Annotated in this window: 19 protein-coding genes and 1 pseudogene; 8 read left to right on the top strand and 12 right to left on the bottom strand. The window is 76.1% G+C overall.

The window, feature by feature from the left end; translation table 11 throughout:
- Nucleotides 1-235 precede the first annotated feature (235 nt).
- Nucleotides 236-1,264 carry an extracellular catalytic domain type 1 short-chain-length polyhydroxyalkanoate depolymerase gene (locus IE330_RS08795; RefSeq protein ID WP_190135313.1) on the bottom strand — a complete coding sequence of 343 codons (1,029 nt, stop codon included), beginning with the start codon at nucleotides 1,262-1,264 and terminating at the stop codon, nucleotides 236-238.
- Nucleotides 1,265-1,383: 119 nt separating this feature from the next.
- On the opposite strand from IE330_RS08795, the gene pip reads away from it, so the two are divergent.
- Nucleotides 1,384-2,346, top strand: a complete 963-nt coding sequence (gene pip, locus IE330_RS08790) for a prolyl aminopeptidase (protein ID WP_190135312.1) — start codon at nucleotides 1,384-1,386, stop codon at nucleotides 2,344-2,346.
- Nucleotides 2,347-2,404: 58 nt separating this feature from the next.
- Here the strand turns inward: pip and IE330_RS08785 are convergent, their stop codons facing one another.
- Nucleotides 2,405-2,890, bottom strand: a complete 486-nt coding sequence (locus IE330_RS08785) for a phospholipase (RefSeq protein ID WP_190135311.1) — start codon at nucleotides 2,888-2,890, stop codon at nucleotides 2,405-2,407.
- 619 nt (nucleotides 2,891-3,509) lie between these two features.
- On the opposite strand from IE330_RS08785, the gene IE330_RS08780 reads away from it, so the two are divergent.
- The 3 genes from IE330_RS08780 to IE330_RS08770 are packed head-to-tail and all read left to right on the top strand — an operon-like array spanning nucleotide 3,510 to nucleotide 6,196.
- Entirely contained in the window at nucleotides 3,510-4,784 is a 1,275-nt protein-coding gene (locus IE330_RS08780; protein ID WP_190135310.1) for a sensor histidine kinase, read from the top strand.
- Nucleotides 4,785-4,791: 7 nt separating this feature from the next.
- On the top strand, nucleotides 4,792-5,496 hold the full coding sequence (locus IE330_RS08775; protein WP_190135330.1) for a response regulator: 705 nt from the start codon (nucleotides 4,792-4,794) through the stop codon (nucleotides 5,494-5,496).
- 22 nt (nucleotides 5,497-5,518) lie between these two features.
- Nucleotides 5,519-6,196 carry a DUF4097 family beta strand repeat-containing protein gene (locus IE330_RS08770; RefSeq protein WP_190135309.1) on the top strand — a complete coding sequence of 226 codons (678 nt, stop codon included), beginning with the start codon at nucleotides 5,519-5,521 and terminating at the stop codon, nucleotides 6,194-6,196.
- A gap of 17 nt (nucleotides 6,197-6,213) precedes the next feature.
- Here IE330_RS08770 and IE330_RS08765 read toward each other — a convergent pair whose 3' ends face one another.
- Nucleotides 6,214-6,768, bottom strand: coding sequence for a heme-binding beta-barrel domain-containing protein (locus IE330_RS08765; RefSeq protein WP_190135308.1), 555 nt, complete (start codon nucleotides 6,766-6,768; stop codon nucleotides 6,214-6,216).
- 320 nt (nucleotides 6,769-7,088) lie between these two features.
- Nucleotides 7,089-7,319, bottom strand: a complete 231-nt coding sequence (locus IE330_RS08760; RefSeq protein ID WP_190135307.1) for a hypothetical protein — start codon at nucleotides 7,317-7,319, stop codon at nucleotides 7,089-7,091.
- A 327-nt stretch (nucleotides 7,320-7,646) separates the two neighbouring features.
- On the opposite strand from IE330_RS08760, the gene IE330_RS08755 reads away from it, so the two are divergent.
- The 3 genes from IE330_RS08755 to IE330_RS08745 all read left to right on the top strand — a co-directional run bounded on the left by IE330_RS08755 (nucleotide 7,647) and on the right by IE330_RS08745 (nucleotide 12,110).
- A complete protein-coding gene (locus tag IE330_RS08755) occupies nucleotides 7,647-8,072 on the top strand; it encodes a nuclear transport factor 2 family protein (RefSeq protein WP_190135306.1) in 426 nt (141 codons plus the stop codon).
- A 53-nt stretch (nucleotides 8,073-8,125) separates the two neighbouring features.
- Nucleotides 8,126-8,446 carry a nuclear transport factor 2 family protein gene (locus IE330_RS08750; protein WP_190135305.1) on the top strand — a complete coding sequence of 107 codons (321 nt, stop codon included), beginning with the start codon at nucleotides 8,126-8,128 and terminating at the stop codon, nucleotides 8,444-8,446.
- Between the two features lie 157 nt (nucleotides 8,447-8,603).
- Complete coding sequence (locus IE330_RS08745) at nucleotides 8,604-12,110, top strand: AfsR/SARP family transcriptional regulator (RefSeq protein WP_190135304.1); 3,507 nt, start codon at nucleotides 8,604-8,606, stop codon at nucleotides 12,108-12,110.
- Here the strand turns inward: IE330_RS08745 and IE330_RS08740 are convergent.
- The 6 genes from IE330_RS08740 to IE330_RS08715 are packed head-to-tail and all read right to left on the bottom strand — an operon-like array spanning nucleotide 12,103 to nucleotide 16,666.
- Nucleotides 12,103-12,420: an AzlD domain-containing protein gene (locus IE330_RS08740; protein WP_190135303.1), complete on the bottom strand. Its 318-nt coding sequence runs from the start codon at nucleotides 12,418-12,420 to the stop codon at nucleotides 12,103-12,105. The genes IE330_RS08745 and IE330_RS08740 overlap by 8 nt on opposite strands.
- Nucleotides 12,417-13,127 (bottom strand): AzlC family ABC transporter permease, encoded by a 711-nt coding sequence (locus IE330_RS08735; RefSeq protein ID WP_190135302.1) that lies wholly within the window; start codon nucleotides 13,125-13,127, stop codon nucleotides 12,417-12,419. The genes IE330_RS08740 and IE330_RS08735 overlap by 4 nt, the downstream gene beginning before the upstream one ends.
- Complete coding sequence (locus tag IE330_RS08730) at nucleotides 13,124-14,158, bottom strand: branched-chain amino acid transaminase (protein ID WP_190135301.1); 1,035 nt, start codon at nucleotides 14,156-14,158, stop codon at nucleotides 13,124-13,126. Before IE330_RS08730 ends, IE330_RS08735 begins: the two co-directional genes overlap by 4 nt.
- Complete coding sequence (locus IE330_RS08725) at nucleotides 14,155-14,589, bottom strand: nuclear transport factor 2 family protein (RefSeq protein WP_190135300.1); 435 nt, start codon at nucleotides 14,587-14,589, stop codon at nucleotides 14,155-14,157. The genes IE330_RS08730 and IE330_RS08725 overlap by 4 nt, the downstream gene beginning before the upstream one ends.
- Nucleotides 14,590-14,612: 23 nt before the next feature.
- The gene (locus IE330_RS08720) at nucleotides 14,613-15,911 is read right to left on the bottom strand and encodes a DUF6421 family protein (protein ID WP_190135299.1); all 1,299 of its coding nucleotides are present in this window, start codon (nucleotides 15,909-15,911) and stop codon (nucleotides 14,613-14,615) included.
- The gene (locus IE330_RS08715; RefSeq protein ID WP_229925493.1) at nucleotides 15,908-16,666 is read right to left on the bottom strand and encodes a type 2 periplasmic-binding domain-containing protein; all 759 of its coding nucleotides are present in this window, start codon (nucleotides 16,664-16,666) and stop codon (nucleotides 15,908-15,910) included. The genes IE330_RS08720 and IE330_RS08715 overlap by 4 nt, the downstream gene beginning before the upstream one ends.
- Nucleotides 16,667-17,185: 519 nt before the next feature.
- Between IE330_RS08715 and IE330_RS08710 the strand changes: the two genes are divergently transcribed.
- Complete coding sequence (locus tag IE330_RS08710) at nucleotides 17,186-18,067, top strand: alpha/beta fold hydrolase (protein WP_190135298.1); 882 nt, start codon at nucleotides 17,186-17,188, stop codon at nucleotides 18,065-18,067.
- Nucleotides 18,068-18,084: 17 nt separating this feature from the next.
- On the opposite strand, the pseudogene IE330_RS08705 reads toward IE330_RS08710, so the two are convergent.
- Nucleotides 18,085-20,087, bottom strand: a pseudogene (locus tag IE330_RS08705) (DUF2264 domain-containing protein).
- Nucleotides 20,084-21,064 (bottom strand): hydroxyacid dehydrogenase, encoded by a 981-nt coding sequence (locus IE330_RS08700; protein WP_190135329.1) that lies wholly within the window; start codon nucleotides 21,062-21,064, stop codon nucleotides 20,084-20,086. Before IE330_RS08700 ends, IE330_RS08705 begins: the two are co-directional and overlap by 4 nt.
- Nucleotides 21,065-21,393: the final 329 nt, after the last annotated feature.

The following is a 21,393-nucleotide window of genomic DNA, read 5'->3' as shown; positions in this document are numbered from 1 at the left end:
GACGGTCCCGCCCATGGGGCCGGACACCACAACTTCGGCACGGGGTATGGCTCCTGACCCCATGGGCGGCGGACCGGCCGCCCCCTGGCCGACGGGCTTGCCGCCCCGTGGGCAGCGCACCCGCCGCCCCACGGGCACCGGACCGGCCGCCCCACGCGGCACCGGACCGGCCGCCCCATGGGCACCGGACCAGCCGCCCCACGGGCAGCGCACCCGCCCGCGTCACCCGTCCGCGTCACCCGTCGAGGCCCCAGGCGCGGCCCAGCCGGTGGGCGGCGCACAGCCCGACGTCGAGGAGGTACGGCCCGGCGGTGCCGCACCGCTCGCCGCCCGTGCCGGGGGCGACGGGCTGGCCGTGCCCCGTCCCGGTGAGGGCGTACGTCTCGACGGCGGGGGCGCCGCCCGGTCCCTCGTACACCCGGTGCGGGTACCCGGCGTCGGTGTCGGCGACGTCCGGTGTCCGGTCGGCGCCGTGCACGTCGGTCCACTGCGCCACGAGGTCGGTCATGTTGACCGGGGCCACCGTGCGGTCGGCGGTGCCGTGCAGCACGGTGAGGGCCGGCCAGGGGCCGCCGTAGCCGGGCCGCGCGGCCCGGACGCGGTCGCCCCACTGCCGGGGGCCGAGCCCGCCGCCGAGGCTCATGCACACCCAGGGGGACCCGGCGGCCTGCGCGCAGCCGTACGGGAGCCCCGCGACGACGCCGCCCGCGGCGAACCTCTCCGGGTAGGCGGCCATCATCACCGAGGTCATGCCGCCGCCCGCCGACAGGCCCGTGACGTACACGCGCCGGGGGTCCCCGGCCGCGTCGGCGAGCTGGCGGTCGGCCATCTGCGCGACGGAGGCGGCCTCGCCGCCGCCGCGGGCGGTGTCGGCGGGCTTGAACCAGTTGAAGCACGCGGAGACGTTGTTGGCGGTCTGCTGCTGGGGCAGGACGAGGGAGAAGCCCCAACGGTCGGCGAGTTCGGTCCAGCCGCTGCCGGTGCCGTACCCGGCGGCGTTCTGGGTGCACCCGTGCAGGGCGACGACCACGGGCCGGCCGGCGGGCAGCCCGTCGGGGACGTACCGGAACATCCGCAACTGCCCCGGGTTGGTGCCGAATCCGGTGACTTCCCGGACGGTGGCCGCAGGGGCCGGGGGCGTGGCGGCGGTCGCGGCGGGGGCCGGGAGGACCGGCAGGACCGGCAGGGCGGCGAGGAGCGCGGCGGCCAGGGCCCGTACCGGGCTCCGGCGGCGGTCGCGTGGGGGGACTCGGGTCTCGGTCATGCCCGGGGACTGTAGGAGAGGGTGCCGCGCGGCCCTATGGGGGCGGGGACCACACCCGGGGACGGCGTGGTGTCGTACGGTGCCGGGGCGAGGACTGCCGAGGCGAGGGAGGGCCGGCCGTGGCCCGGTTGTATCCGCTGGTCGAGCCGCATCGGACGGGGATGCTGGACGTGGGTGACGGCAACCGCGTGTACTGGGAGGTCTGCGGCGCCCCGGACGGCAAGCCCGCGCTCGTCGTGCACGGGGGGCCGGGCTCGGGGTGCTACCCGGGCACGCGGCGCTACTTCGACCCGGAGCGGTACCGGACCGTCCTGTTCGACCAGCGCAACTGCGGCCGCAGCACGCCGCACGCGAGCGACCCCGCGACCGACCTGCGGCACAACACCACCGCGCACCTGGTCGCCGACATGGAGCGGCTGCGGGAGCACCTGGGCGTCGACCGCTGGCTGCTGTACGGCGGCTCCTGGGGCTCGACACTCGCCCTGGCCTACGCCGAGCGGTACCCCGAGCGGGTCTCCGAGATCGTCCTGTCCGCCGTCACCACGACCCGGCGCTCGGAGCTCGACTGGCTCTACCGCGGCGTCGGCCGCTTCTTCCCCGAGCAGTGGGAGCGCTTCCTGGCGGGCGCGCCCGGCACGCCGCCCGACGGGGACGTCGTCGCCGCCTACGCCCGCCTGACCGAACACCCCGACGCCGCCGTGCGCGAGAAGGCCACGGCCGACTGGTGCGCCTGGGAGGACACGGTCCTGCTCGGGGAGACGGGCGGCGCCTACCGCCCGTACGGCGACCGGCCCTCCACCGCCCTGCTGGCGCTGGTGCGCATCTGCGCCCACTACTTCGCGCACGGCGCGTGGCTGGAGGAGGGCGTGCTGCTGCGCGAGGCCCACCGTCTGGCGGGCATCCCCGGGGTGCTGATCCACGGGCGCTTCGACATGGGCGGGCCGCTCACCACGGCGTGGGAGCTGCACCGGGCCTGGCCGGGCTCGGAGTTGACCGTCGTCGAGGACGCGGGCCACGTGGGCAACGACACGACCGCGGCGCACGTGCTGCGGGCGCTGGACCGCTTCGCCGCCGGGGGCTGAGGCCGCCCCGGCCCCGCGGGAGGGGCGGGGCGCGGCGCCCCGCCCCTCCGCACCCCGGTCAGGCCGCGGAGTCGACCGCCGCGGGCGCGACGCTGCCGAGCTTGTCGACCGCCTGGTAGTACGTCCAGGCCAGCGCGTCGCAGGAGACCTTCTTCGCGCCGCTGTAGGTGGCGCAGACTCTCTTCAGGTCGGCGTGGAAGGCGTTGTCGACACGCGCCTTGTTGGCGTTGAAGGTGCCCATCTCCTTGTAGTTGCGGTACCCGAAGTCGTGCCGCGCGCAGGCCTTCTCGAACGGGAAGCCGAACGGGTTGTCCGGGGAGGAGGAACACAGGTCCGTGGTCCAGTTGAACTGGTACGCGCTCCAGGCGCCCTGGTTGTTGCGGGCCGAGAGCCAGGCGTTGTAGCTGCCCGCGTCGGTCTGGGTCCAGCGGCTGAGCACCTGGGCCTTGTCCGCCGGGACGGCGGAGGCGGGCGCGGCGGTGAGGCCGGTCCCGAGGGTGACGGCAGCGGCGCCCACGGCCAGGGCGGTGAGTCGACGGCGCATGGTGGGGTTCCTCCTCGTGCGGGTCCCGTCCACGGGACATGTGGGGGTCATGACAGGACTCGCGGTGCGCGGGTCCCGCCCTCCAGTGATCACCACCGACCTGACGGCCGGTGGACGCGCGTGCCGCGCCGGGCTTGCGACCCGGTGACGATCGGCCACCACGTCATGGAGGCCATGCGCCGCGGGAGTTGGCCGTAAACGTGCGCGACGGTGGAACGAGGGGTGTGGGGAAGCGCCCCGCGCGGGGCGCGTACCTCGTGCGCGGGGCGGCGGGCACGCCTCGGGCCTACGACGGCCGCGCCGCGCTGGCCGACAGGGGCTCTGCCGAACCGCCTGCCGCGAGGGGGCAGTTCCGGTCAATCGCCGCTGTGCGGGGCGGCTCCGGATTCCCGCCTTCCGGTAGGGCACGCTCCGGCGCCCGCGTACCGGTACGACGGGTTCCGGCGCGACGGGTTCCGGCACGACGCTTACCGGTACGACGGGTTCCGGTACGACGCGTTCCGGAACCCGGCCCAGGGCCAGTAGTGCTGCCACTACCACCGATGCACGTGCCCGCACGCTCGGACCCGTTCCCGGAGCCTGCCTAGGATCGGGCGAGTTGAGTCGAGACCGGGGGACCATGAGGCTGAGACCACCTCGGGTCCGGGGTGTCCCGTTCCGCGGCGCGCGGGGGCTGCTCGGCCGGGACACGCGGGACGGGCTGCTGCACCTGCTGACCACCCTGGCGCTCACGCCGCTGTACGTCGTCCCGGTCACGCTGTTCGCCCTCGGCGCGGCCCTGACCCCGCTGCTCCTGCTGGGCCTGCCGCTGCTGCCCGCGGCGATGAAGCTCGCGCACTGGACGGGCCGCCTCGACCGCGCGCGCCTCCACCTGCTGCTGGACGTGGACGTCGAGGTGCCCGCCGCCGTGCCCGGCACCGGCTGGAAGGAGCGGCTGGAGCGGACCTTCGGCCGCCGCGCCTGGCGGGAGCTGGGCTACACCGGGGTCATGGCCCTGTGGGGGTGTGCCGTGGGCGGGTTGGTGGCGGGGCTGCTGGCCGCGGGGCTGCTCCTGTCCCTGCTGCCGCTCCTGGGCCCCTTCCTGCCGGAGGGCTCCTCGCTGCTCGGCCTGGACGTGGGCACCCCGGCCCTGACCGTACCCGCCGGTGCCGTCGGCGTGGGGCTGCTCGGCACCGGCCTGTGGCTCGGCGGGCCGCTGGCCCGTGCCGAGTCGGCCCTGATCGCCCGGTTCCTCGGCGCCGGCCACGTCGACCACCTGGTACGGCGCCTGACGGACCTGGAGGACAGCCGCTCGCGGATGGTCGACGCCGCGGAGCAGGAGCGGCGGCGCATCGAGCGCGACCTGCACGACGGGGCGCAGCAGCGGCTGCTGTCCGTCGCCATGACCCTGGGCCGGGCCAAGTCCCGCTTCGACCGCGACCCGGACAGGGCGCGGCAGTTGGTGCTCACCGCCCACGAGGAGGCCAAGGCGGCCATGCGGGAGCTGCGCGACGTGACCCGGGGCCTGCACCCGGCCGTGCTCACCGAGCAGGGCATCGAGCCCGCCCTCGCCGCGCTCGCGGCCCGCTGCCCGGTGCCGGTCGACCTCGCGGCACACCTGCCGGAGCGGCCCTCGCCCCGGGCCGAGGCCGTCGCGTACTACGTGGTCTGCGAACTCCTCACCAACGTCGCCAAGCACGCCGCCGCGGACCGGGCCGAGGTCCGCGTCGCCCGCGAGGCGGACCTGCTGCGGGTGACGGTCGGCGACGACGGCGTCGGGGGCGCCGACCCCGGGCGCGGGACGGGCCTCAGCGGGCTGCGGGACCGCGTCCGGGCGGTGGACGGGCGCCTCGCCCTGTCCAGCCCCGGCGGCGGGCCCACCGTCGTCGACGTCACGCTTCCCTGGAGGGCGTAGAACCGTGTTGCGCGTCGTGCTCGCCGAGGACTCCGTGCTGCTGCGCAGCGGCCTGGCCAAGCTGCTGGCGGACGAGGACGTGGACGTGGTCGGGCAGGCCGGTGACGCCGGTGAACTGCTCGCCCTGGCCGCCGGCCTCGGACCCGACCTGTGCGTGGTGGACGTGCGCATGCCGCCCACCCACACCGACGAGGGGCTGCGCGCCGCCCTGGCGCTCCGCGCCGCCGACCCCGGACGCCCCGTCCTCGTGCTGTCCCAGTACGTGGAGGCCCACTACGCCGCCAAGCTGCTCGCCGCCGGCAGCGAGGGCCTCGGCTACCTGCTCAAGGACCGGGTCGCCGACGTGGACGAGTTCGTGGCCGCGCTGCACCGGGTCGCCGGCGGCGGCACCGCCCTCGACGCCGAGGTGGTCAGCCAGATCTTCGCCGCCAACCGGAGGCAGGACGCCCTGGCCGCGCTCACCGCGCGCGAGCGTGAGGTGCTCGCGCTGATGGCGGAGGGGCTCAGCAACGGCGGCCTCGCGGACCGCCTGTTCATCACCGAGCGCGCCGTCGAGAAGCACATCCGCTCCCTCTTCACCAAGCTCGGCCTGCGCCCCGACGACCGGAGTCACCGCCGTGTCCGCGCCGTCCTGCGGTACATCGACTCCCTCGCCTCCCCCGACTCCCTGACCGCCCCAGCCGCCCCAGCCGCCCCGACCGACCGCCCCTGACCACGGGAGACCGGATCCAGCCATGCACGAGACCCGCACCCCGCCCGGCACCGTGCCGCGCCCGCCCGGCCGCCCCCGGCGCTCCGTGCCGCGCCGCGTCGCCCGCGTCCTCGCGCTCCTGACCGCCCTCACGCTGGTCGGCGGCGGCGCGTGGTACCTGCTGCTCTTCCTCATCACCCGTACCGAGACCGGCACCACCGCGATCGACCGGGACGTACGCACCGTGGTGGTCGAGATCGACAGCGGCGACCTGCGGATCGACGCGGCCGGGCGCGGCGACCGCCTGGAGCTGCGCAAGGAGCTCACCAAGTCGCTGCGGTCGCCCGACGAGCGCGTCGAGCGGGACGGGGACACACTGCGCGTCACCGCCGACTGCGGTGAGGGCGTGGGCCGGTGCGCGTCCGACTACCGCCTGACGGTGCCGGCGGGCGTCCGGGTGCGGGCCGTGACACGGCTCGGTGACGTCACGGTGACCGGCGTACGCGGCTCCGTCGAGGCCCGCTCCCGGATCGGCGACGTGCGGCTGCGCCTCCCCCGGGACACCGGACCGTACGACGTCACGGCCTTCACCAAGATCGGTGAGCGGCGGGTGGCGGTGACCGAGAATGACACGGACGACGCGGACGGCGCGGGCGACGCGGCGGACCTCAGGGTGGAGGCACGCACGAACATCGGCGACGTGACGGTGCGCCAGGACTGACGCCCGCGGCCACGGGGCTACCCGCGGCGCCGCAGCCGGGCCGACAGGTGGTGCTGGAGCGGCTGTCCGACCGCGGCGAGGTCGTGGGTGAAGGTGAGCGTGCCGTCGTCGGCCAGGGTGTAGCGGCGGCGGGTGGCGTCGACCTGTTTGGCGGTCGGCGTGCGCGCCACCGTGTGGGTGGCCAGGTCGACGGCGGCGTCCGTGGCGACGCCGACCGCGACCTCGACGACGCCGGTGGGCTGGGTGACGACGGCCTCCACGCGGCCTTCCGGCTGGAGCCGCCACCAGCCGCTCTCCCGCGCGGCCGGGCGCAGCGGGGCGCCGTCGGCGTCCAGGAGCCAGGCGCGGGCCTCGTAGCGCAGGAAGGGGCGGCCGTCGTGGCGGAACGTGACCTCCTGGGCGTACGTGAAGTCCCCGTCGAGCGTGGGGTATCCGCCCTCGCCCCGGCCGTGCCAGGTGCCCAGAAGCCATGTCACGGGCGCGAGCAGCGCGTGCGGGGCGGGGTCCTCCTCCGGCCGGTGGGCGTCGGGGAAGGGAAGCTCCGGTACGGAGTCCGGTACGGATGCGGTCACGGGGTGCTCCAGGGGTGGGATCGGATACCGCCCGAAAGCGTAGGCGCCGCGCGCGGCTTCTGATGGACGGCCCTCGGCGGCTGTACGGCCCGTACGGCCCTCGGCCGGGACCCGACCGCGCCCACGGCACAGCCGCCACCTCCGCCGCGCTTCTCCTCGTACGGCTCTCCTCGTACGGCACGGATGTCACGTACGTACCGTCACGTCCCACCCGTACGTGAGGGCCGACGGCGCGCGCCCCCCTCGTGACACACTCCACCGCCCCGGGGTCCGTGCACCCTCACCCTCCCCACCCGTACCGCGGCACGCCCCGGCGCGGCCTACCGGGTCCCGCGGGCATTGCGGGGGTGCAGGCGGGCCGCCCGCTCGTTGCCACGGCGGTAGTCGCCGGTCCAGCGGGCCATGGTGAGCTGGGCGTCGCCGGTGGTCGCCTCGTGCAGGAAGCGCCGGGCGCGGCCGCCGCGCAGGAGGGCCGCCGGGCGGCCGTGGTGGCGTATCTCCACGGAACCGTCGCCGCGTTCCTCGTATACGAACCCCTGCGCCCGTGCCATGAGACCACCTTGTGCGTCGTGCCGTACTCGGAGAACTTGAGAACCGTGAGAAGCGTCCCGCGCGGAGGCCCCATGGTGTCGGCCCGGTGCCTGAACCGCGAGCGAATTACCCCGGACCGCCCGGTGACCTGCGGCGCGTACCGTCGGTTGCCCGCCAACGTGGCCCCGCGCGCCGCCTCCTCATGGCGGGAAAGCGGCGACTGCCTTACGCTCCCCGCCACAGGCGCACCACACTGGGACTTCACGGTCGGCGGTCACGCCGCACGGTCGGCTCGACCTGCTCGAACAGCCGGTCGACGCCTCAGCGACAGACGAGGAGCTGGTGAGATGTCCACGCACTCCCCCACCGCATCCGCGCAGTCCACCAGAGGGGTGATCGACGCCTATCTGGCCCGCCTCGCGGAGCGGGACCTGGACGGCGCGCTGCGGCTCTTCTCCGACGAGGTGGAGTTCCTCGCCCCCGGTTCGCCCGAGGTGCCGTGGTCGGGCCACCACACCGGGCCGCAGGGCGTCAGGCATTTCTTCACCACGCTCCACGAGTACCTGCAGCCCGAGGAGTTCACCGTCACGCACATCGTGGTCGACGGCGGGCAAGGGGTGATCATCGGGCATCTGCGGGACACCGTCAAAGCCACCGGCAAGCCGCTGACCACGCCGTTCGCGGCGCACCTCACGGTGGTCGACGGCAAGGTGGCCCGCTACCACCTGTTCGAGGACACCCACGCGCTGCACCGGGCCGTGACCGACGGCTGAGCGGCCGCCCCCGCGCCCGGCCCCCGCCACCACGACCAGGAGAGCCAGCAGAGATGACCTCCAGCGCCAAGCCGTCCCACCCGGCGGTACGCGCCTTCGTCGACGCGATCAACGCCCAGGACCAGCAGGCCCTGTGGGCCGTGCTCGCCAAGGACGCCACCGTCGTCGACGTCGGCACCGAGCGCGACCTCCACGCGTGGGTGGAGCGGGAGCTGTTCTCCTCCCACGCGCGGATGGAGGTGGTGCGCGAGTCGGCCGACGGCCTGTCGATCGGCGCCCGCTTCCACAACGACATCTGGGGAGACATCGACACGGCCTGGGAGTTCACGGTGTCCGACGGCGTCATCCGGCGCTTCGTCACCGGACCCGGCTGAGCCCGTACGGGCCGTCGGCCGGGCGGACGCCGACGGCGGCCGCGCCCCACCGGGCACCGGCCGGGCGCACGCGCACTGCAACCGAACGGGGGCGGAAAGGCGACCGACAGAACAGGGACCGGAGAAGGACCGGAAACCGGGAGACTGAGGGAGTCGTGTGAGCCGCACCTCGGGGCCCGAGGAGGCGCAGGCACCGAAGGAGTCGGTGCGCGTCCGTCTCCTGGGGCCGGTCAGCGTGGAGGTCCGGGGCCGGCACGTCGGCCTGGGGCCGCAGCAGCGTGCGCTGCTCGCGGCGCTGGCACTGGCCCGCGGGCCGGTCAGCACCTCACGGCTCGCCGAACTCCTCTGGGAGGGCGACGCCCCGGACGGCGCGATCAGCGCGCTGCGCACCCACGTCCTGCACCTGCGCCGCATCCTGGAGCCGGGCCGGCGGGCCACGTCCGGCTTCGAGGTCCTGGTCAGCGCGGGCGCCCGCAGCAACACCAGCTACACCCTCCAGGTGGCCGACGAGCAGGTCGACGCCCTGCACTTCGTCCACCTCACCGACCAGGCCCGCAAGGCCGCCGCCGACGCGGACGCCCGCGCCGTGGTCGCCCTGCTCGACCAGGCCCTGGCGCTGTGGACGGGGCCCGCGCTCGAAGGGGTCAGCGACCGCAGCTTCGCCCTGGCCGAGACCGACCGCCTGGAGGAGCTGCGCCTGGTGGCCCGCGAGGACCGCCTCGACGCGCTGATCGAGCTCGGCCGCTTCGAGGAGGCGGTGGCCGAACTGACGACGCTGGTGCGGGAGTTCCCGCTGCGCGAGCGGCTGCGCTGCCAGCTCATGCTGGCGCTGTACCGCTCGGGCCGCCAGGCGGACGCCCTCGCCGCGTACCGGGAGTTCTACCAGCTCCTCGACGAGGAGGTGGGCATCGAGCCCGGGCGCCAGCTCAAGGAGCTGCACCAGCGCGTCCTGGTCGGCGACCCCGGCCTCGCCCCCGGCTCCGCGCCGGCCGCCGCGCCGCCGCCCCCGGCCCGCCCGGTGCCCCGCCAGCTCCCGCCGGACATCGCCTCCTTCACCGGCCGCGCGGACCAGTTGCGCGAACTCGACACGCTCCTGGCCCGCTACGACACGGGCCCGGGGCAGACCCTGGTGATCTCCTCCGTCTCCGGCATGGCGGGCGTCGGCAAGACCGCGCTCGCCGTGCACTGGATGCACCGCGTCGCCGGCCGCTTCCCCGACGGGCAGCTCTACGCCAACCTGCGCGGCCACGCCGCCGAGTCCCCGGCCACCGCCGACGAGGCCCTCGGCCAGCTCCTGCGGGCCCTCGGCGTCGGCACCGGGCACCTGCCGGAGAGCACGGACGAGAAGGCCGCCCTGTACCGCTCGCTCCTCGCGGGCAAGCGGGTGCTGATCCTGCTCGACGACGCCGCCGGGCTCGAACAGGTACGGCCGCTGCTGCCCGGCTCCCCCACCTGCTTCGTCGTCGTCACCAGCCGCAACGACCTGCGCGGGCTCACCGCGTTCCACGACGCCCACCGGGTCAGCCTCGCCGTGTTCGGCGAGGAGGAGGCGCTGGCGCTGCTCGCCCGCGTCATCGGCGCCGACCGGGTGCGGGGCGAACCGGAGGCCGCCGCCGAGGCCGTGCGGCTGTGCGGTCTGCTGCCGCTCGCCGTCCGCATCGTCGCGGCCCACCTCGTCGGCGACCGGCACCTGCCGATCGAGCGGATCGTGCGCCAGCTCCGCGCCGACCGCCTGGACGGACTCGCCCTCGACCAGGAGCAGCACACCGGCGTACGCAGCGCGTTCGCGCTGTCCTACCGGTCCCTGCCCGCGCCGGAGCGGGAGCTGCTGCGGCTCCTTTCGCTCGCCCCGGGCCCGGAGGTCTCCGTCCCGGCCGCCGCCGCGCTCGCCGGGACCGGGCGGACCGCCACGGCGCGGCTCCTCGACCAGCTCGTCGCCCGCAGCCTCCTGGAGACCGACCGGCCCGACCGGTTCCGTCTGCACGCCCTGGTCCAGTTGTTCGCCCGGGAGCGGGCCGAGGAGGAGGACGGCCCTGACGTCCGCGAGGCCGCCGTCCACCGCCTGCTCACCTGGTACCTGGGGACCGCCCAGCAGGCCGCCCACCTGCTGTACGGCACCTTCTACTCGTGGTACGCCGCCCGGCCGCCGAAGCCGGACGGCTCCCCCACCGCGCCCCTGGCCTTCCCGCGTGACGCCGCCGCCCTCGCCTGGCTGGACGACGAGCGGCCCGCGCTGCTCGCCTGCGCCCAGCACGCGGTGCGGCACGGCCCGCGCCCCTTCGCCTGGCAGTCCGCCCTCGCCGTCCACGGCCACCTGATGGAGCACGGCCGGCGCGCCGACTGGCTGCGCGCCGCGCACGCCGGGCTGCGCGCCGCCGAGGCCGAGGGCGACGACCACGCGCGGGCGGTGATGCACTGGAGCCTGTGCTACGTCCTGTGGGAGCTGGCCCGGCACCAGGACGCGCTCGCGCACAGCGCCCGCGCCGACGAGCTGTTCGCCCGGGCCGGGCAGCCGGTGGAGCGGGCCGGCGCGGTGCTCGGGCTCGCCGCCTCGCACCGCGAGCTGGGCAGCCTGGACGAGGCCGCCCACGAGGCCCTGCGGGCCCTGGCCCTGTACCGCGAGGGCGAGCAGCCCGCCGGGGAGGCGTGGGCGCTGTTCGTCCTCGGGTGCGCCCGGTTCGACCAGGGCCGGCTCGACGCCGCGGACGGGCACTTCGCCGACGCGGGGGCGCGCGCCGAGGCGTCGGCGGACCAGCACACGGTGATGCTGTCGCTGTGGGGCCGGGCGACCGTGCAGCACGCCATCGGCTCCCTGGACGAGGCCCACCGCCTGCTCACGCGGGCCCTCTCGGTGGACGGCAGGCTGCTGTCCACGTACGCGGCGGAGGGCGCGCTCAACGCCCTCGCGGTGGTGTGCCGGGACAGCGGCGACCCGCGGCTGGCGCTCAAGTACGCCCTGGACGCGCTCGGCGTCACCCACCGCACCCGGCGCCGCCTGATCGAGCCGGACGCCCTCAACACCATCGGTTCGGTGCTGCTGCGCCTGGACGACGTGCCCGGCGCCCACGACCACCACCGGCGCGCCCTGGCCGCGGCCCGCGCGGCGGGCTGCCCCCGGGCCCTGGCCGAGGCGTGCGTGGGCCTGTCCGCGGTGCACCGGGAGCTGGGCGAGAACCGGGAGGCGCTGGCCTGCACCCGGCGGGCGCTCGGCGCGGCCCGGCGGGCGGGCCTGCGGCTCGCCGAGGGCGACGCGCTGTCCGAGCTGGCCCGGGTCCACCTGGCCCTCGGCCGGCCCGACAAGGCGGCACGGGCCGCCGAGCGGTCCATGGGGCTGCACCGTGCCGCCGGGCACCGGCCCGGCCTCGACCGGGCCCGGGAGGTCGCCGCCGCAGCGGGTCGCATGGACGCGGGCGCGGACGCGGGCGCGGCGGATGCGGATACGGATACGGATACGGACGCCACCGAGGACCCGGAGGCCGCCGAAGGCCTGGACACCGGTGCGTACCCGGACACCGGTGCGTACCCGGGTCTCGGTGCGTACCAGGACACCGGCGAGGCCCCGTGGGGCGGCGAGGACCCGTCGGGCGGCGAGACCCCGGGGAGCGGGGCGGCCCCGGGCCGCGGTGCCGCCCCGGGCCGCGGTGCCGCCCCGGACGTCAACTGAGGGCCCGTACCCCCGCCGTGACCGCCGCCGCCACCAGGACGACGAGCGGGACGGGTGCCTTGAGCCGCCAGGCCACCAGGGCCCCGGCGAACCCCGCGAGGCGCGCGTCGAAGGTCATGCCGTGCGCGCCCGCCGAGCCGACGAGCTGGGTGACGACGAGGACGGCCAGCAGCGCGGGGGTGAGGTACTCCACGAACCGCGGGAACCAGGCGGGCAGTTCGCGGTCGCCCATCACCAGGGACCCGGCGCCCTTGAGGAGGAAGGTGGTCACCACCAGGGCGCCGACGACGATCCACGGGTCGCTGTTCATGGCTTCCTCCCGGCCCGCCAGGTCCACCCGACGGCGATGAGACAGGCGACGGCGATGGCGGAGTCGGGCACCGCGACGGCGGTGAGGACGGCCGCGCAGGCCGCGGCCGCGGCGGCCGCCGTCCGCTTGCGGGCGGTGCCGAGGTGGGGGGCGAGCAGCAGGAAGAACAGGACCGGCGACACGGCGTCCAGGCCGTAGGTGAGGATGTCCACGGCGCGGAAGGGCCCGATCGCGCCCGCCAGGGTGCCGAGGACCCAGCCGAGCCAGAGGACGACGCCGGAGGAGAGCAGCCGCACCCGGTCGAACCGCCCGTCGGCGTCGCTGGCGATGGCCCAGGACTCCTCGATCACCAGTTGCGACTCGACCGCGCGCCGCGCCCGGCCGCCGCGCAGCGCGGGCAGGATGGCGAAGCCCATCACCAGGTACCGCAGGTTCAGGAGCGTCCCGGCGACGGCGGCGGCCGCCCAGCCGCCGCCGTTGACGATCACCGAGACGGCGGCGAACTGCGAGGAGCCCACGAAGACGAGCCCGGACATCGAGGTCGCGGCGAGCGCGCCGAAGCCCGCGCCCTTGGCGAGCACGCCGAAGGAGACGCCGAAGGCGAAGATCGCGACGGTGAAGGGGACGGCCGCGCGCGCCCCCTCGGCCCAGGCGGCGCGCCGCCCGCCGTCCGCGTCCGGGCGGTGCGGGGAGTCCGTACCGGTCACCGGGGCCCGTCCGGCACGGCCGCGGGGACCTCGCCGACCGGGCCGCCCACGCCGCTGTCGCCGGTGTCACCGGTGCCGGTGGTGTCGCCGGTGCCGGTGGTGTCGCCGGTGCCGGTGGTGTCGCTGGTGTCACCGGTGCCGCCGCGTACGGTCCGCGTGTACGCCTCCGCCAGGGCCGTGCCGACCTCCCCCAGCGGGTACTCCCGGGCGTCGACGGCGGTGACCGGCTGCACCTCGTACGCCGTGCCGGTCAGGAACACCTCGGTGGCGCGCTCCAGTTCGGCCGGGGCGAGGTGCCGTTCGACGACCGTGAGGTCGAGGTCCCGGGCGAGGGCGATGACGGTGCGGCGGGTGATGCCGTCCAGGACGCACTCGGGCGGCGGGGTGTGCAGGGCGCCGTCGAGGACCAGGAACAGGTTGGCGCCCGTGGCCTCGGCGAGCCGGCCCCGGTGGTCGAGGAGGAGCGCGTCGTCGCGGCCGGCCGCCTCCGCCTCCTGCCCGGCGAGGGAGCCGAGGGCGTACTGGGCCGCCGTCTTGGCGCGGACCGGGGCGGTGTCCGGGGCGGGGCGCCGCCAGCGCGCGGTGTGCAGGCGGATGCCGCGCGGCCCGTCGGTGAAGATCCGCGGCCAGGGCCAGGCCGCGACGGCGACGTGCACGCGGCTGTCCGGGGCCACCAGGCGCAGGGTGTCGCCGCCGCGCCAGGCGACGGGCCGTACGTAGCCGTCGGTGAGGCCGGCCGCGGCGACGACCTCGCGCGTGGCCGCGTCCAGCTCCGCGGCGCTCCACGGCAGGGCGTACCCCATCTCGCGGGCGGACGCGACGAGCCGGGCGCTGTGCTCGTGGAGCTTGAAGACCCGGCCGTCGTAGGCCCGCTCACCCTCGAAGACGCTGCCGCCGTAGTGCAGCCCGTGGCTCAGCACGTGCAGCCGCGCCTCCCTCCAGGGCACCAGGGCGCCGTCGAGCCAGATGACGCCGTCCCGGTCGGCGAGCGGCGCGTCGGGCCCGGGGATCACGGGGGCGGTGCGGCTCACGTGGCGAAGCCCCGGTCGGCGTAGGGGAAGCCCTCCAGCTCGTTGACGGCGACGGTGTCGTCACGCCGGGAGGCGTAGTAGATGCGGACCTCGTCGATCAGGCCCGCGTCGTCGAAGCGGTAGACCTCGGCGCCGCGCAGCACCTTGCCGAGGCGCGGCTTGAAGGCGGTCCACTCGCACACGGCGGTCCGCGTCCCCTCGTCGGCGTACACGGCGTCCACGGCCCAGTGCGAGCCGTTGGCCCGTACGTCGGCGCCCCAGCGCTCCACGATCGGGTCGATGCCGTGGACGGGCCCGGCCATGCCGTGGGCCAGGTAGTGCACGACCCGTTCGGAGACGCACCGGGCGAACAGGTCCCGGTCGACCGCGTTGCAGGCCTCGAAGTAGCGCCGCACCGCGGTCTCCATCGTGGCCCGGTCCAGGCTTCCCATGACTCCTGTTCCTCTCGTGTCGGTCACATCTCGCCCGGCGCGAAGCGCGGCGGCGGCACGGCGGCGAGCCGCTCCCGGGCCCTGAGCAGCGCCCGCTGGTCGTCGGTGAAGGCGTACCGGTCGCCCTCGGCGCCCTCGCGCAGGTGGGTCCGGACGAGCGCCTTGGCGGCCGCGCGGTACTCCGCGGGGGTGCTGACGGCGGCTTCCATACCCTCGATCGTGTCGACCAACTCCCGCAGCCCGTCGAGGACACGGTCGTGGTCCAGACGGAGCAGTCCGTCCCGGCCGTCGCGGATGGCGCGGCGCTCGCGCAGCCAGGAGTAGAGGAACACGCCGGTGCCCGCGTCGAAGTTGCGGACGGCGTCGGCGTCCAGCGGGTACCGGAACATCCGCTCCAGCAGGATCATGGCGATCTGCTCGTCGGGGTACGGGACGGCCTCGTCGGCGTGGCAGGCGAGGGCGGTCCTGGCGTCGACCTTGAGCTCCTCCAGCAGGCCGATGAACCAGTTCATCTTGAGCTTGATGTGCCGGTCGAGCGGCCACCGGCCCTGGTGGTGGAAGTAGTCGTGCAGATAGCCCCAGACGGCCCGCGCCTGGTAGCACGCCTCGGGGTCCATCCCGGTGGAGGCGCCGGGCACGGACGCGGCGGTGAGCACGGCGTGCGCGGACGGTACGGCGAACGTTTCGTGGATGCGCCGGAACTTGCTGAAGAAGAAGATCGCGTAGGCCTGTTCGGTCACCTTGTCGCGGGCGGCGACGTTCTCCGGGAAGAACACGATGCAGTTGCCCCGGGCCACGCCTTCGCTGCCCGCGAGCACCACGGTGGCCTGGCAGTTGTTCGTGGGGTGCGGATAGTGGCGCGCGAGGGCGGGCAGCGCGTCGGGTTCCTTGCGGCGGACGAGGAAGAACTCCAGCCGCTTGCCCACGGGCGGGACGCTGTTGGTGGTCTGCACGGGGGCGAGGAACGCCGCCCAGTCGCCGTCGGCGGGCGCGGTCAGCGCGTCGCGGGAGCGGGCGAAGTGCGGCGGCGTGTCGAGCCCCGCGCGCAGCCAGTCGTCGACGTCGGCGGCCAGCGCGTCGGCCTGCGCCGCCCTGCCGTGCCCGGTGAACCACCGGACCGCCTCGTCCCTGATGCCGGTCAGGGCGCGGCGGTCCGCGTCGTCCGGCGCGGCGACGGTGCCGTCGTCGCGCTGGCGGGCGCGGAAGGCGTCGACGCGCGGCAGCAGCCCGCGGCCGAGGGCGGCGGCCTCGTCGAGCAGCTCGTCGCGGAGGCGGTACGTGCCGCGCGGCCGGCTCGGCGCGCCGGACGTCGCCCCGGTCACCGGGCACTCCCCCGCGCGCGGTCGTCCCGGGGACTCTGCTGTGCGCGGTCGTCCCGGGCACTCTCCTGTGCGCGGTCGTCGCGGGCGGCCTCCGGCAGGTGTTCGCGGGCGCCGTCCGGTCCGAGGTGGCGCGCGGCCTCCGGTACGCGCTCGCGGGCGCCGTCCGGTCCGTGCTCGCACGGTGGCTCCGCCACGTGGTGGACGGTGTACACCATCGGGACCTCGCCGAAGCTGCGGACGACCCGCAGCCCGTGGGCGCGCGCCGCGACGACGGTGGTGACGCACCCCTCGGCCTTGCCGTCGGCGCAGTCGATGGCGGCCTGCGCGTTGCTGGTCACCAACTGCCGCTCGCTCGTGGGCGCGACGAGGCCGGCGGGCGCGGGGTGCGTGGCCACGGTGCGCGGCTCGGCGCTCGTGCCCGGGGCCACGGCGAGCACCATCTCGAAGGTGGGCCACAGGAAGCAGTCGACCATGCGGCAGTGGCGCAGGTTGCCGAAGACGAGCGTGTGCAGCTCCGGGTAGACCGCGCAGGCGAGCAGCGCGTGCTCGCCGGTGCGGGGCACGCCCGCCATGGCCTCCTCCAGGGAGGTGTGCAGGACGACCCGCCCCTCGCCCGTGCGGCCGCGCCGCCGGAACCACAGGTGGGCCGCCGACTCCAGATTGGTGCCGGAAGGGCCGAGGGTGTGCAGGTACCGGATGTCACCGATGGGCGCGGGCGGCAACGTGTCGGCGCACGCCTGTTCCCCCGTCATCATGTTCACTCCCTGAAATCCCCCGAGACGGTGTCCGGCGGCACCGGCGAGGAAGCCGGAGACGCCGGTGTGCGGAACTCCCCGGCGGTGCCGCGCGGCGACGCGCTCCGGTGTGCCGCGCGGTGCGCGCACCGGGCGCCGCTCCACGGGTCCGCGTCGGCGATCCTAGGCAGCTCCGCCCGGCGGCGGCCAGGGCGCACAAGGGGCACCGGCGGGTTTTCCCCACCCTGGCCGGTTCGCCGCGCGCGGCTTTCGCGACATCCCGCGACAAATGCTGGTGTGCGGCTCGGTGAACGCCCCGCTTTCATCGCCGGACCCGGCGACCACCGGCGGCTTCCCGTCACCCGCCGACGGCCGCGCGCCCGCCTGCCGCCCCCGCGCCCGGGCCCCCGTTCCCCGCGGGCGGCAGGCGGTCCGCCGTGGCCGGAGGGACGCCGCGTCCGCGTCCGCGATGAGAAACGCCGGGTCCGGGAGTCTGCCCTCACGACACCCCGCCACAGCGGAGCCGACCGAGGAGACACCATGACCGTGACACCCGAGACCCGCGTCCTCCAGTCGCCGGGCGCGACCCTCAGGTACGACGTCCGGGGCGACCTGAAGGAGGCGGACGCGGACCGTCCCGTGCTGCTGCTGATCGGTTCGCCGATGGACGCGGCCGGGTTCGCGACGCTGGCCTCGCACTTCGCCGACCGGGTCGTGGTCACGTACGACCCGCGCGGCACGGGGCGCAGCGTCCGCTCGGACGGCGGCGGGGAGCTGACCCCGGACGACCACGCCGAGGACCTGCGGCACCTGGTCGAGGACCTCGGCACCGGGCCGGTGGAGGTGTTCGCCAGCAGCGGCGGGGCGGTGAACGCCCTGGCCCTCGTGGCGCGCCACCCCGAACTCGTCCGGACGCTCGTCGCGCACGAGCCGCCGATCGCGGGGGTCCTGCCGGACGGCGCGGCGGTCCTCGCCACGGTGGAGGACATCCACCGTACGTACCTGCGCGCGGGCCAGGGGCCCGCGATGGCCAAGTTCATCGCGCTGGCCATGCGGAAGGGGCCGCTGCCGGAGTCCTACGCCGAGGAGCCGGCGCCGGACCCGGCCGCCTTCGGCCTGCCGACCGAGGACGACGGCGCCCGCGACGACGCGCTCCTGGGGCAGAACCTCCGCGGCTGCTGCGGCTACCGGCCGGACGTCGACGCCCTCGCCGCCGCGCCGACACGGATCGTCCTCGCTGCGGGCGAGGAGTCCCAGGACGAGATGACGGCCCGCGCCACCGCCGCCCTCGCGGACCGGCTCGGCCTGCCCGTGACGCTCTTCCCCAGCCACCACGGCGGCTTCCTGGGCGGCGAGTACGGCCAGCAGGGCCGGCCGGAGGCCTTCGCGGCCCGGCTGCGGGAGGTGCTGCGGACTGCGTAATCATCGCCTGTACGGGCTCAGCCCATACGGACCGTCAGCGGCGCGAAGCCGAGCACGGTGTCCGCGCCGTCGGCCCACCGCACCCGTACCGCACGGCCGGTGACGGTGACGCCGCGGACGGCGGCGGACAGCGGCACGGGAGCGGACGGCGGCACGGCACCGGGCGGCGGTACGGCAGCGGGTGGCGGTACGGGAACGGGCAGCGGCGAGGCACTGGACAGCGGCGGTACGGCAGCGAACGGTGGCACGGCGGTGGCCGGTGGTGCCGCCGGTGCGGGCGCGGTCAGGGAGGCCAGCGCCACGAACACCGCGGTGCCCTCGACGTCCGCCGACAGCCGGGGGACACGCGCCCACGGCTCGTACGCGGTGCCCCGCGGCGCCCGCACCTCGTCCGCCCCGGTCCAGCCGTACAGGGCGACCAGCTCCGAGCGCAGGGCGGCCGTGGCCCAGCCGGTCAGCGTCACCCGGGCCCCGTGCGGCGCGCCGACGACCCGGTGGACCCGCAGCTCGTACCGGCCGCGCGCCACGGTCACGCTCTCCACCCGCAGGCCCGGCACCAGGGGTGGCCCGGACGGGAACACCGGCCGGTGCCAGGACGCCGCCCAGCCCCAGCCGTCGCCGTGCCCCGCGCCGAGGGGGTGGACGCGGCGCCGTACGCTGCCGACGCCGCCGGCCTCCACGGACAGGTGGTTGTCGGCGGTGTCGCCGGGGGCGGTGGGGCCGGTGTGCGTGGAGTAGGCCTGGCGGCCGTAGTGCGGGTCGTCCCGGGAGGCGTCCTCGCCCTCGTGCGGGGCCACGTGGTCGCTGCCGTGGTTGTGCAGGCGGAGATCCCGTCGGCCCGGGTCGACTGGACGAGCAGGCCCGGCGCGGGCAGCGCGAGGACCCGGTCGGGGCCCTCGCTGGGCGCGGGCCCCTCGGGCGCCGTCCACAGCGGGTCGTCCGCCGGCGCGAGCAGCGCCACGAAGGCCTTGGCGGCCCAGTACGGGGACGCGGGGCCCGAGTACGCCTGGAGGGTGGCGGCGTGCGGGCCGTGCCAGCCGAGGCTCAGCAGCCCGTCGGCGGTGACCGCGCCCCGGTCCAGGAAGTAGCGCAGACAGCCGCTGACGAGACGGCGTGACGTGCCGGGCGGCAGCGGGGTGTGGCCGGTCACGGCCCCGGTGCCGACGGCGGCGCAGGCCGCGAACCGGTAGGTGAGGGAGCGCCCGAAGTGCACGGGCGCGCCGTCGGCGCCGAAGAACAGCGCGTGGCTCTCCAGGTACGCGCGCAGCCGCGGCCCGCAGCGGGCGGCGACCTCGGCGTCGCCGGTCAGGTGCGCGTGCAGCGGCGGATACAGGTGCAGCGCCCAGCCGTTGTAGTGGTCGAAGGCCCGGCCGTCGCCGTCCGCGTACCAGCCGTCGCCCCGGTACCAGGTCTCCAACAGGTCGAGCGCCCGCTGCGTGGCGCGGGCGGTCGCCGTGTCGCCGCGCCCCGCCGCCTCCAGGAAGGACGCCACCGTGAAGGGGAACAGGTACCAGTTGTTGGGGGCAGGCGTGTGCGTGAGCGCGCCGCGCAGCCAGCGCTCCGCGCGCTCCTGCACGCCGTCGTCCAGCCGGTCCCAGAGCCACGGCCGGGTGAGGGCGAGGCCGAGGGCCACGGACGCGGCCTCCACCATCGGCTGGCCCCGCACGTGGTGGTCGAGGATTGGCGGCCAGGACTCGGTGTCGTGCCGGCCCGGGGTACGGGTGCCCGCCGCGAGGCCCCGCGCGTACCGCTCCAGCCAGTGGTGCGGGTCCCTGCCGCCGTCGCCCGCGACACGGAGGGCGGCCGCGAGGAACGTACGGGCGTAGCCCTCCAGGCCGTCGGAGCGGGCGCCGGACACGGAGGGGCGGCCCGGCAGGTGGAGCAGGGCGCCCTCGGGGGTCGCCCACCGCAGGGCGGCGGCGATCAGTCCGTCGGCGACGGCCTCCCAGTGGGCGCGGGTCCAGCCGGTGTACGGGCTCAGCTCCCGGTCCTCGGCGGGCAGCGCGAAGGGCGGGCTCACGCGAGGAACGCCAGCCGCTCGCGCCGTACGGGGTGCGCGAAGCCCGTGCCCGCGGCCCATCGGGCCACCTCGCCGACGGCGGTGTCGGCGAGGCGCTCCCACTCGCTGCCCAGGGAGCCCGCGAGGTGCGGGGTGATGAGCGCGTTCGGGCAGTCCCACAGGGGGTGGTCGGCGGGCAGCACCTCGGGGTCCGTGACGTCGAGGACCGCGCGGATGCGGCCCGCGCGCACCACGTCGGTCAGCGCGTCCTGGTCGACGACGGCGCCGCGCGCGGTGTTGACGAGGGCGGCTCCGGGCCGCATCGCGGTGAGCAGCTCCCGGCTGACGAGGCCGCGCGTGGCGGGCAGCAGCGGCGTGTGGATGCTCACCAGGTCGCCGCGCGCGAAGAGTTCGGGCAGCCCGACCGGCTCCACGCCGAGGTCGGCGGCCTCCGCGCGGCTGACGTAGGGGTCGTACAGGAGCACCTCGAAGTCGAAGGGGTGCAGCAGCTCGATGACGCGGCGGCCGGTGAGCGAGGCGGACAGGACGCCCACGGTGCGGCGGTAGTTGCCCACCTCATGCGGGGTGGACAGCCAGTCGCTGCGGGTGCGGTCGCGCCGGTAGTCGCGGGCCCGTTCCAGGACGTGCTTGCCGTGCAGCAGGATCATCGCGAGGGTGTACTCGGCGACCGGCAGCGCGTTGGCCGCGGCGGCCGACGACACCTCGATGCCGCGCTCCCAGCAGGCGTCGGTGACGTGCCCGCGCACCGAACCGGCCGCGTGCACCACGGCCTTGAGGCGGGGCGCCGCGGCCAGGGCGGCCGCGTCGAGCGGCGGGCAGCCCCAGCCCGTCACGAGGAGGTCCACGCCGGCGAGGACGCCCCGGGCGCGGTCGGTCGTCAGGTCGTCGAGGGCGGGGGGCGGGGCCAGGTCGCACACCTCCCCCAGCGCGGCCAGGGCCCGCGGCGTGAACACGGCCCCCGCGGCCCGCGAGGACATGGCCAGAGCCACCCGAATCCGGCTCACGCCCCCACCCCCGCCCCCCGACCAAACCACCGGCACCCCTGGCGCACCACAGCGAGCGGCCCCATGGCCACCGCCGCCGCCCGCGACGCGACGGCCCCGGCATGGAGTCCTGACACTCCGGTCACGATCGTCCCCTTCCGCTGTCCCCGACGTTCGGCCTGCCTCCCCAGCATCCCTCCACTGCGCCAACCCGCCCTCAGCCACGACCGGTGGCCCGCGAGCACACCCGCCCGCACCCGCCCGCACCCGCCTGACGGCGCGCCACACCGTCGTCCGCCCCCCGGCACAGACAGGCCTCTGCC

Source organism: Streptomyces longispororuber, assembly GCF_014656095.1.
Lineage (GTDB): Bacteria > Actinomycetota > Actinomycetes > Streptomycetales > Streptomycetaceae > Streptomyces > Streptomyces longispororuber.
The sequence above is the reverse complement of the archived record's forward strand: the minus strand, read 5'-3'. Positions and strand labels throughout refer to the sequence as shown.

Excerpts from the sequence above, each read along its gene's own strand:
- IE330_RS08795 (WP_190135313.1), bottom strand. The coding sequence starts at position 1,264 with ATGACCGAGACCCGAGTCCCCCCACGCGACCGCCGCCGGAGCCCGGTA.
- IE330_RS08785 (WP_190135311.1), bottom strand. The coding sequence starts at position 2,890 with ATGCGCCGTCGACTCACCGCCCTGGCCGTGGGCGCCGCTGCCGTCACC.
- IE330_RS08780 (WP_190135310.1), top strand. The coding sequence starts at position 3,510 with ATGAGGCTGAGACCACCTCGGGTCCGGGGTGTCCCGTTCCGCGGCGCG.
- IE330_RS08770 (WP_190135309.1), top strand. The coding sequence starts at position 5,519 with ATGCACGAGACCCGCACCCCGCCCGGCACCGTGCCGCGCCCGCCCGGC.
- IE330_RS08760 (WP_190135307.1), bottom strand. The coding sequence starts at position 7,319 with ATGGCACGGGCGCAGGGGTTCGTATACGAGGAACGCGGCGACGGTTCC.
- IE330_RS08755 (WP_190135306.1), top strand. The coding sequence starts at position 7,647 with ATGTCCACGCACTCCCCCACCGCATCCGCGCAGTCCACCAGAGGGGTG.
- IE330_RS08750 (WP_190135305.1), top strand. The coding sequence starts at position 8,126 with ATGACCTCCAGCGCCAAGCCGTCCCACCCGGCGGTACGCGCCTTCGTC.
- IE330_RS08740 (WP_190135303.1), bottom strand. The coding sequence starts at position 12,420 with ATGAACAGCGACCCGTGGATCGTCGTCGGCGCCCTGGTGGTGACCACC.
- IE330_RS08725 (WP_190135300.1), bottom strand. The coding sequence starts at position 14,589 with ATGGGAAGCCTGGACCGGGCCACGATGGAGACCGCGGTGCGGCGCTAC.
- IE330_RS08715 (WP_229925493.1), bottom strand. The coding sequence starts at position 16,666 with ATGATGACGGGGGAACAGGCGTGCGCCGACACGTTGCCGCCCGCGCCC.
- IE330_RS08710 (WP_190135298.1), top strand. The coding sequence starts at position 17,186 with ATGACCGTGACACCCGAGACCCGCGTCCTCCAGTCGCCGGGCGCGACC.
- IE330_RS08700 (WP_190135329.1), bottom strand. The coding sequence starts at position 21,064 with ATGTCCTCGCGGGCCGCGGGGGCCGTGTTCACGCCGCGGGCCCTGGCC.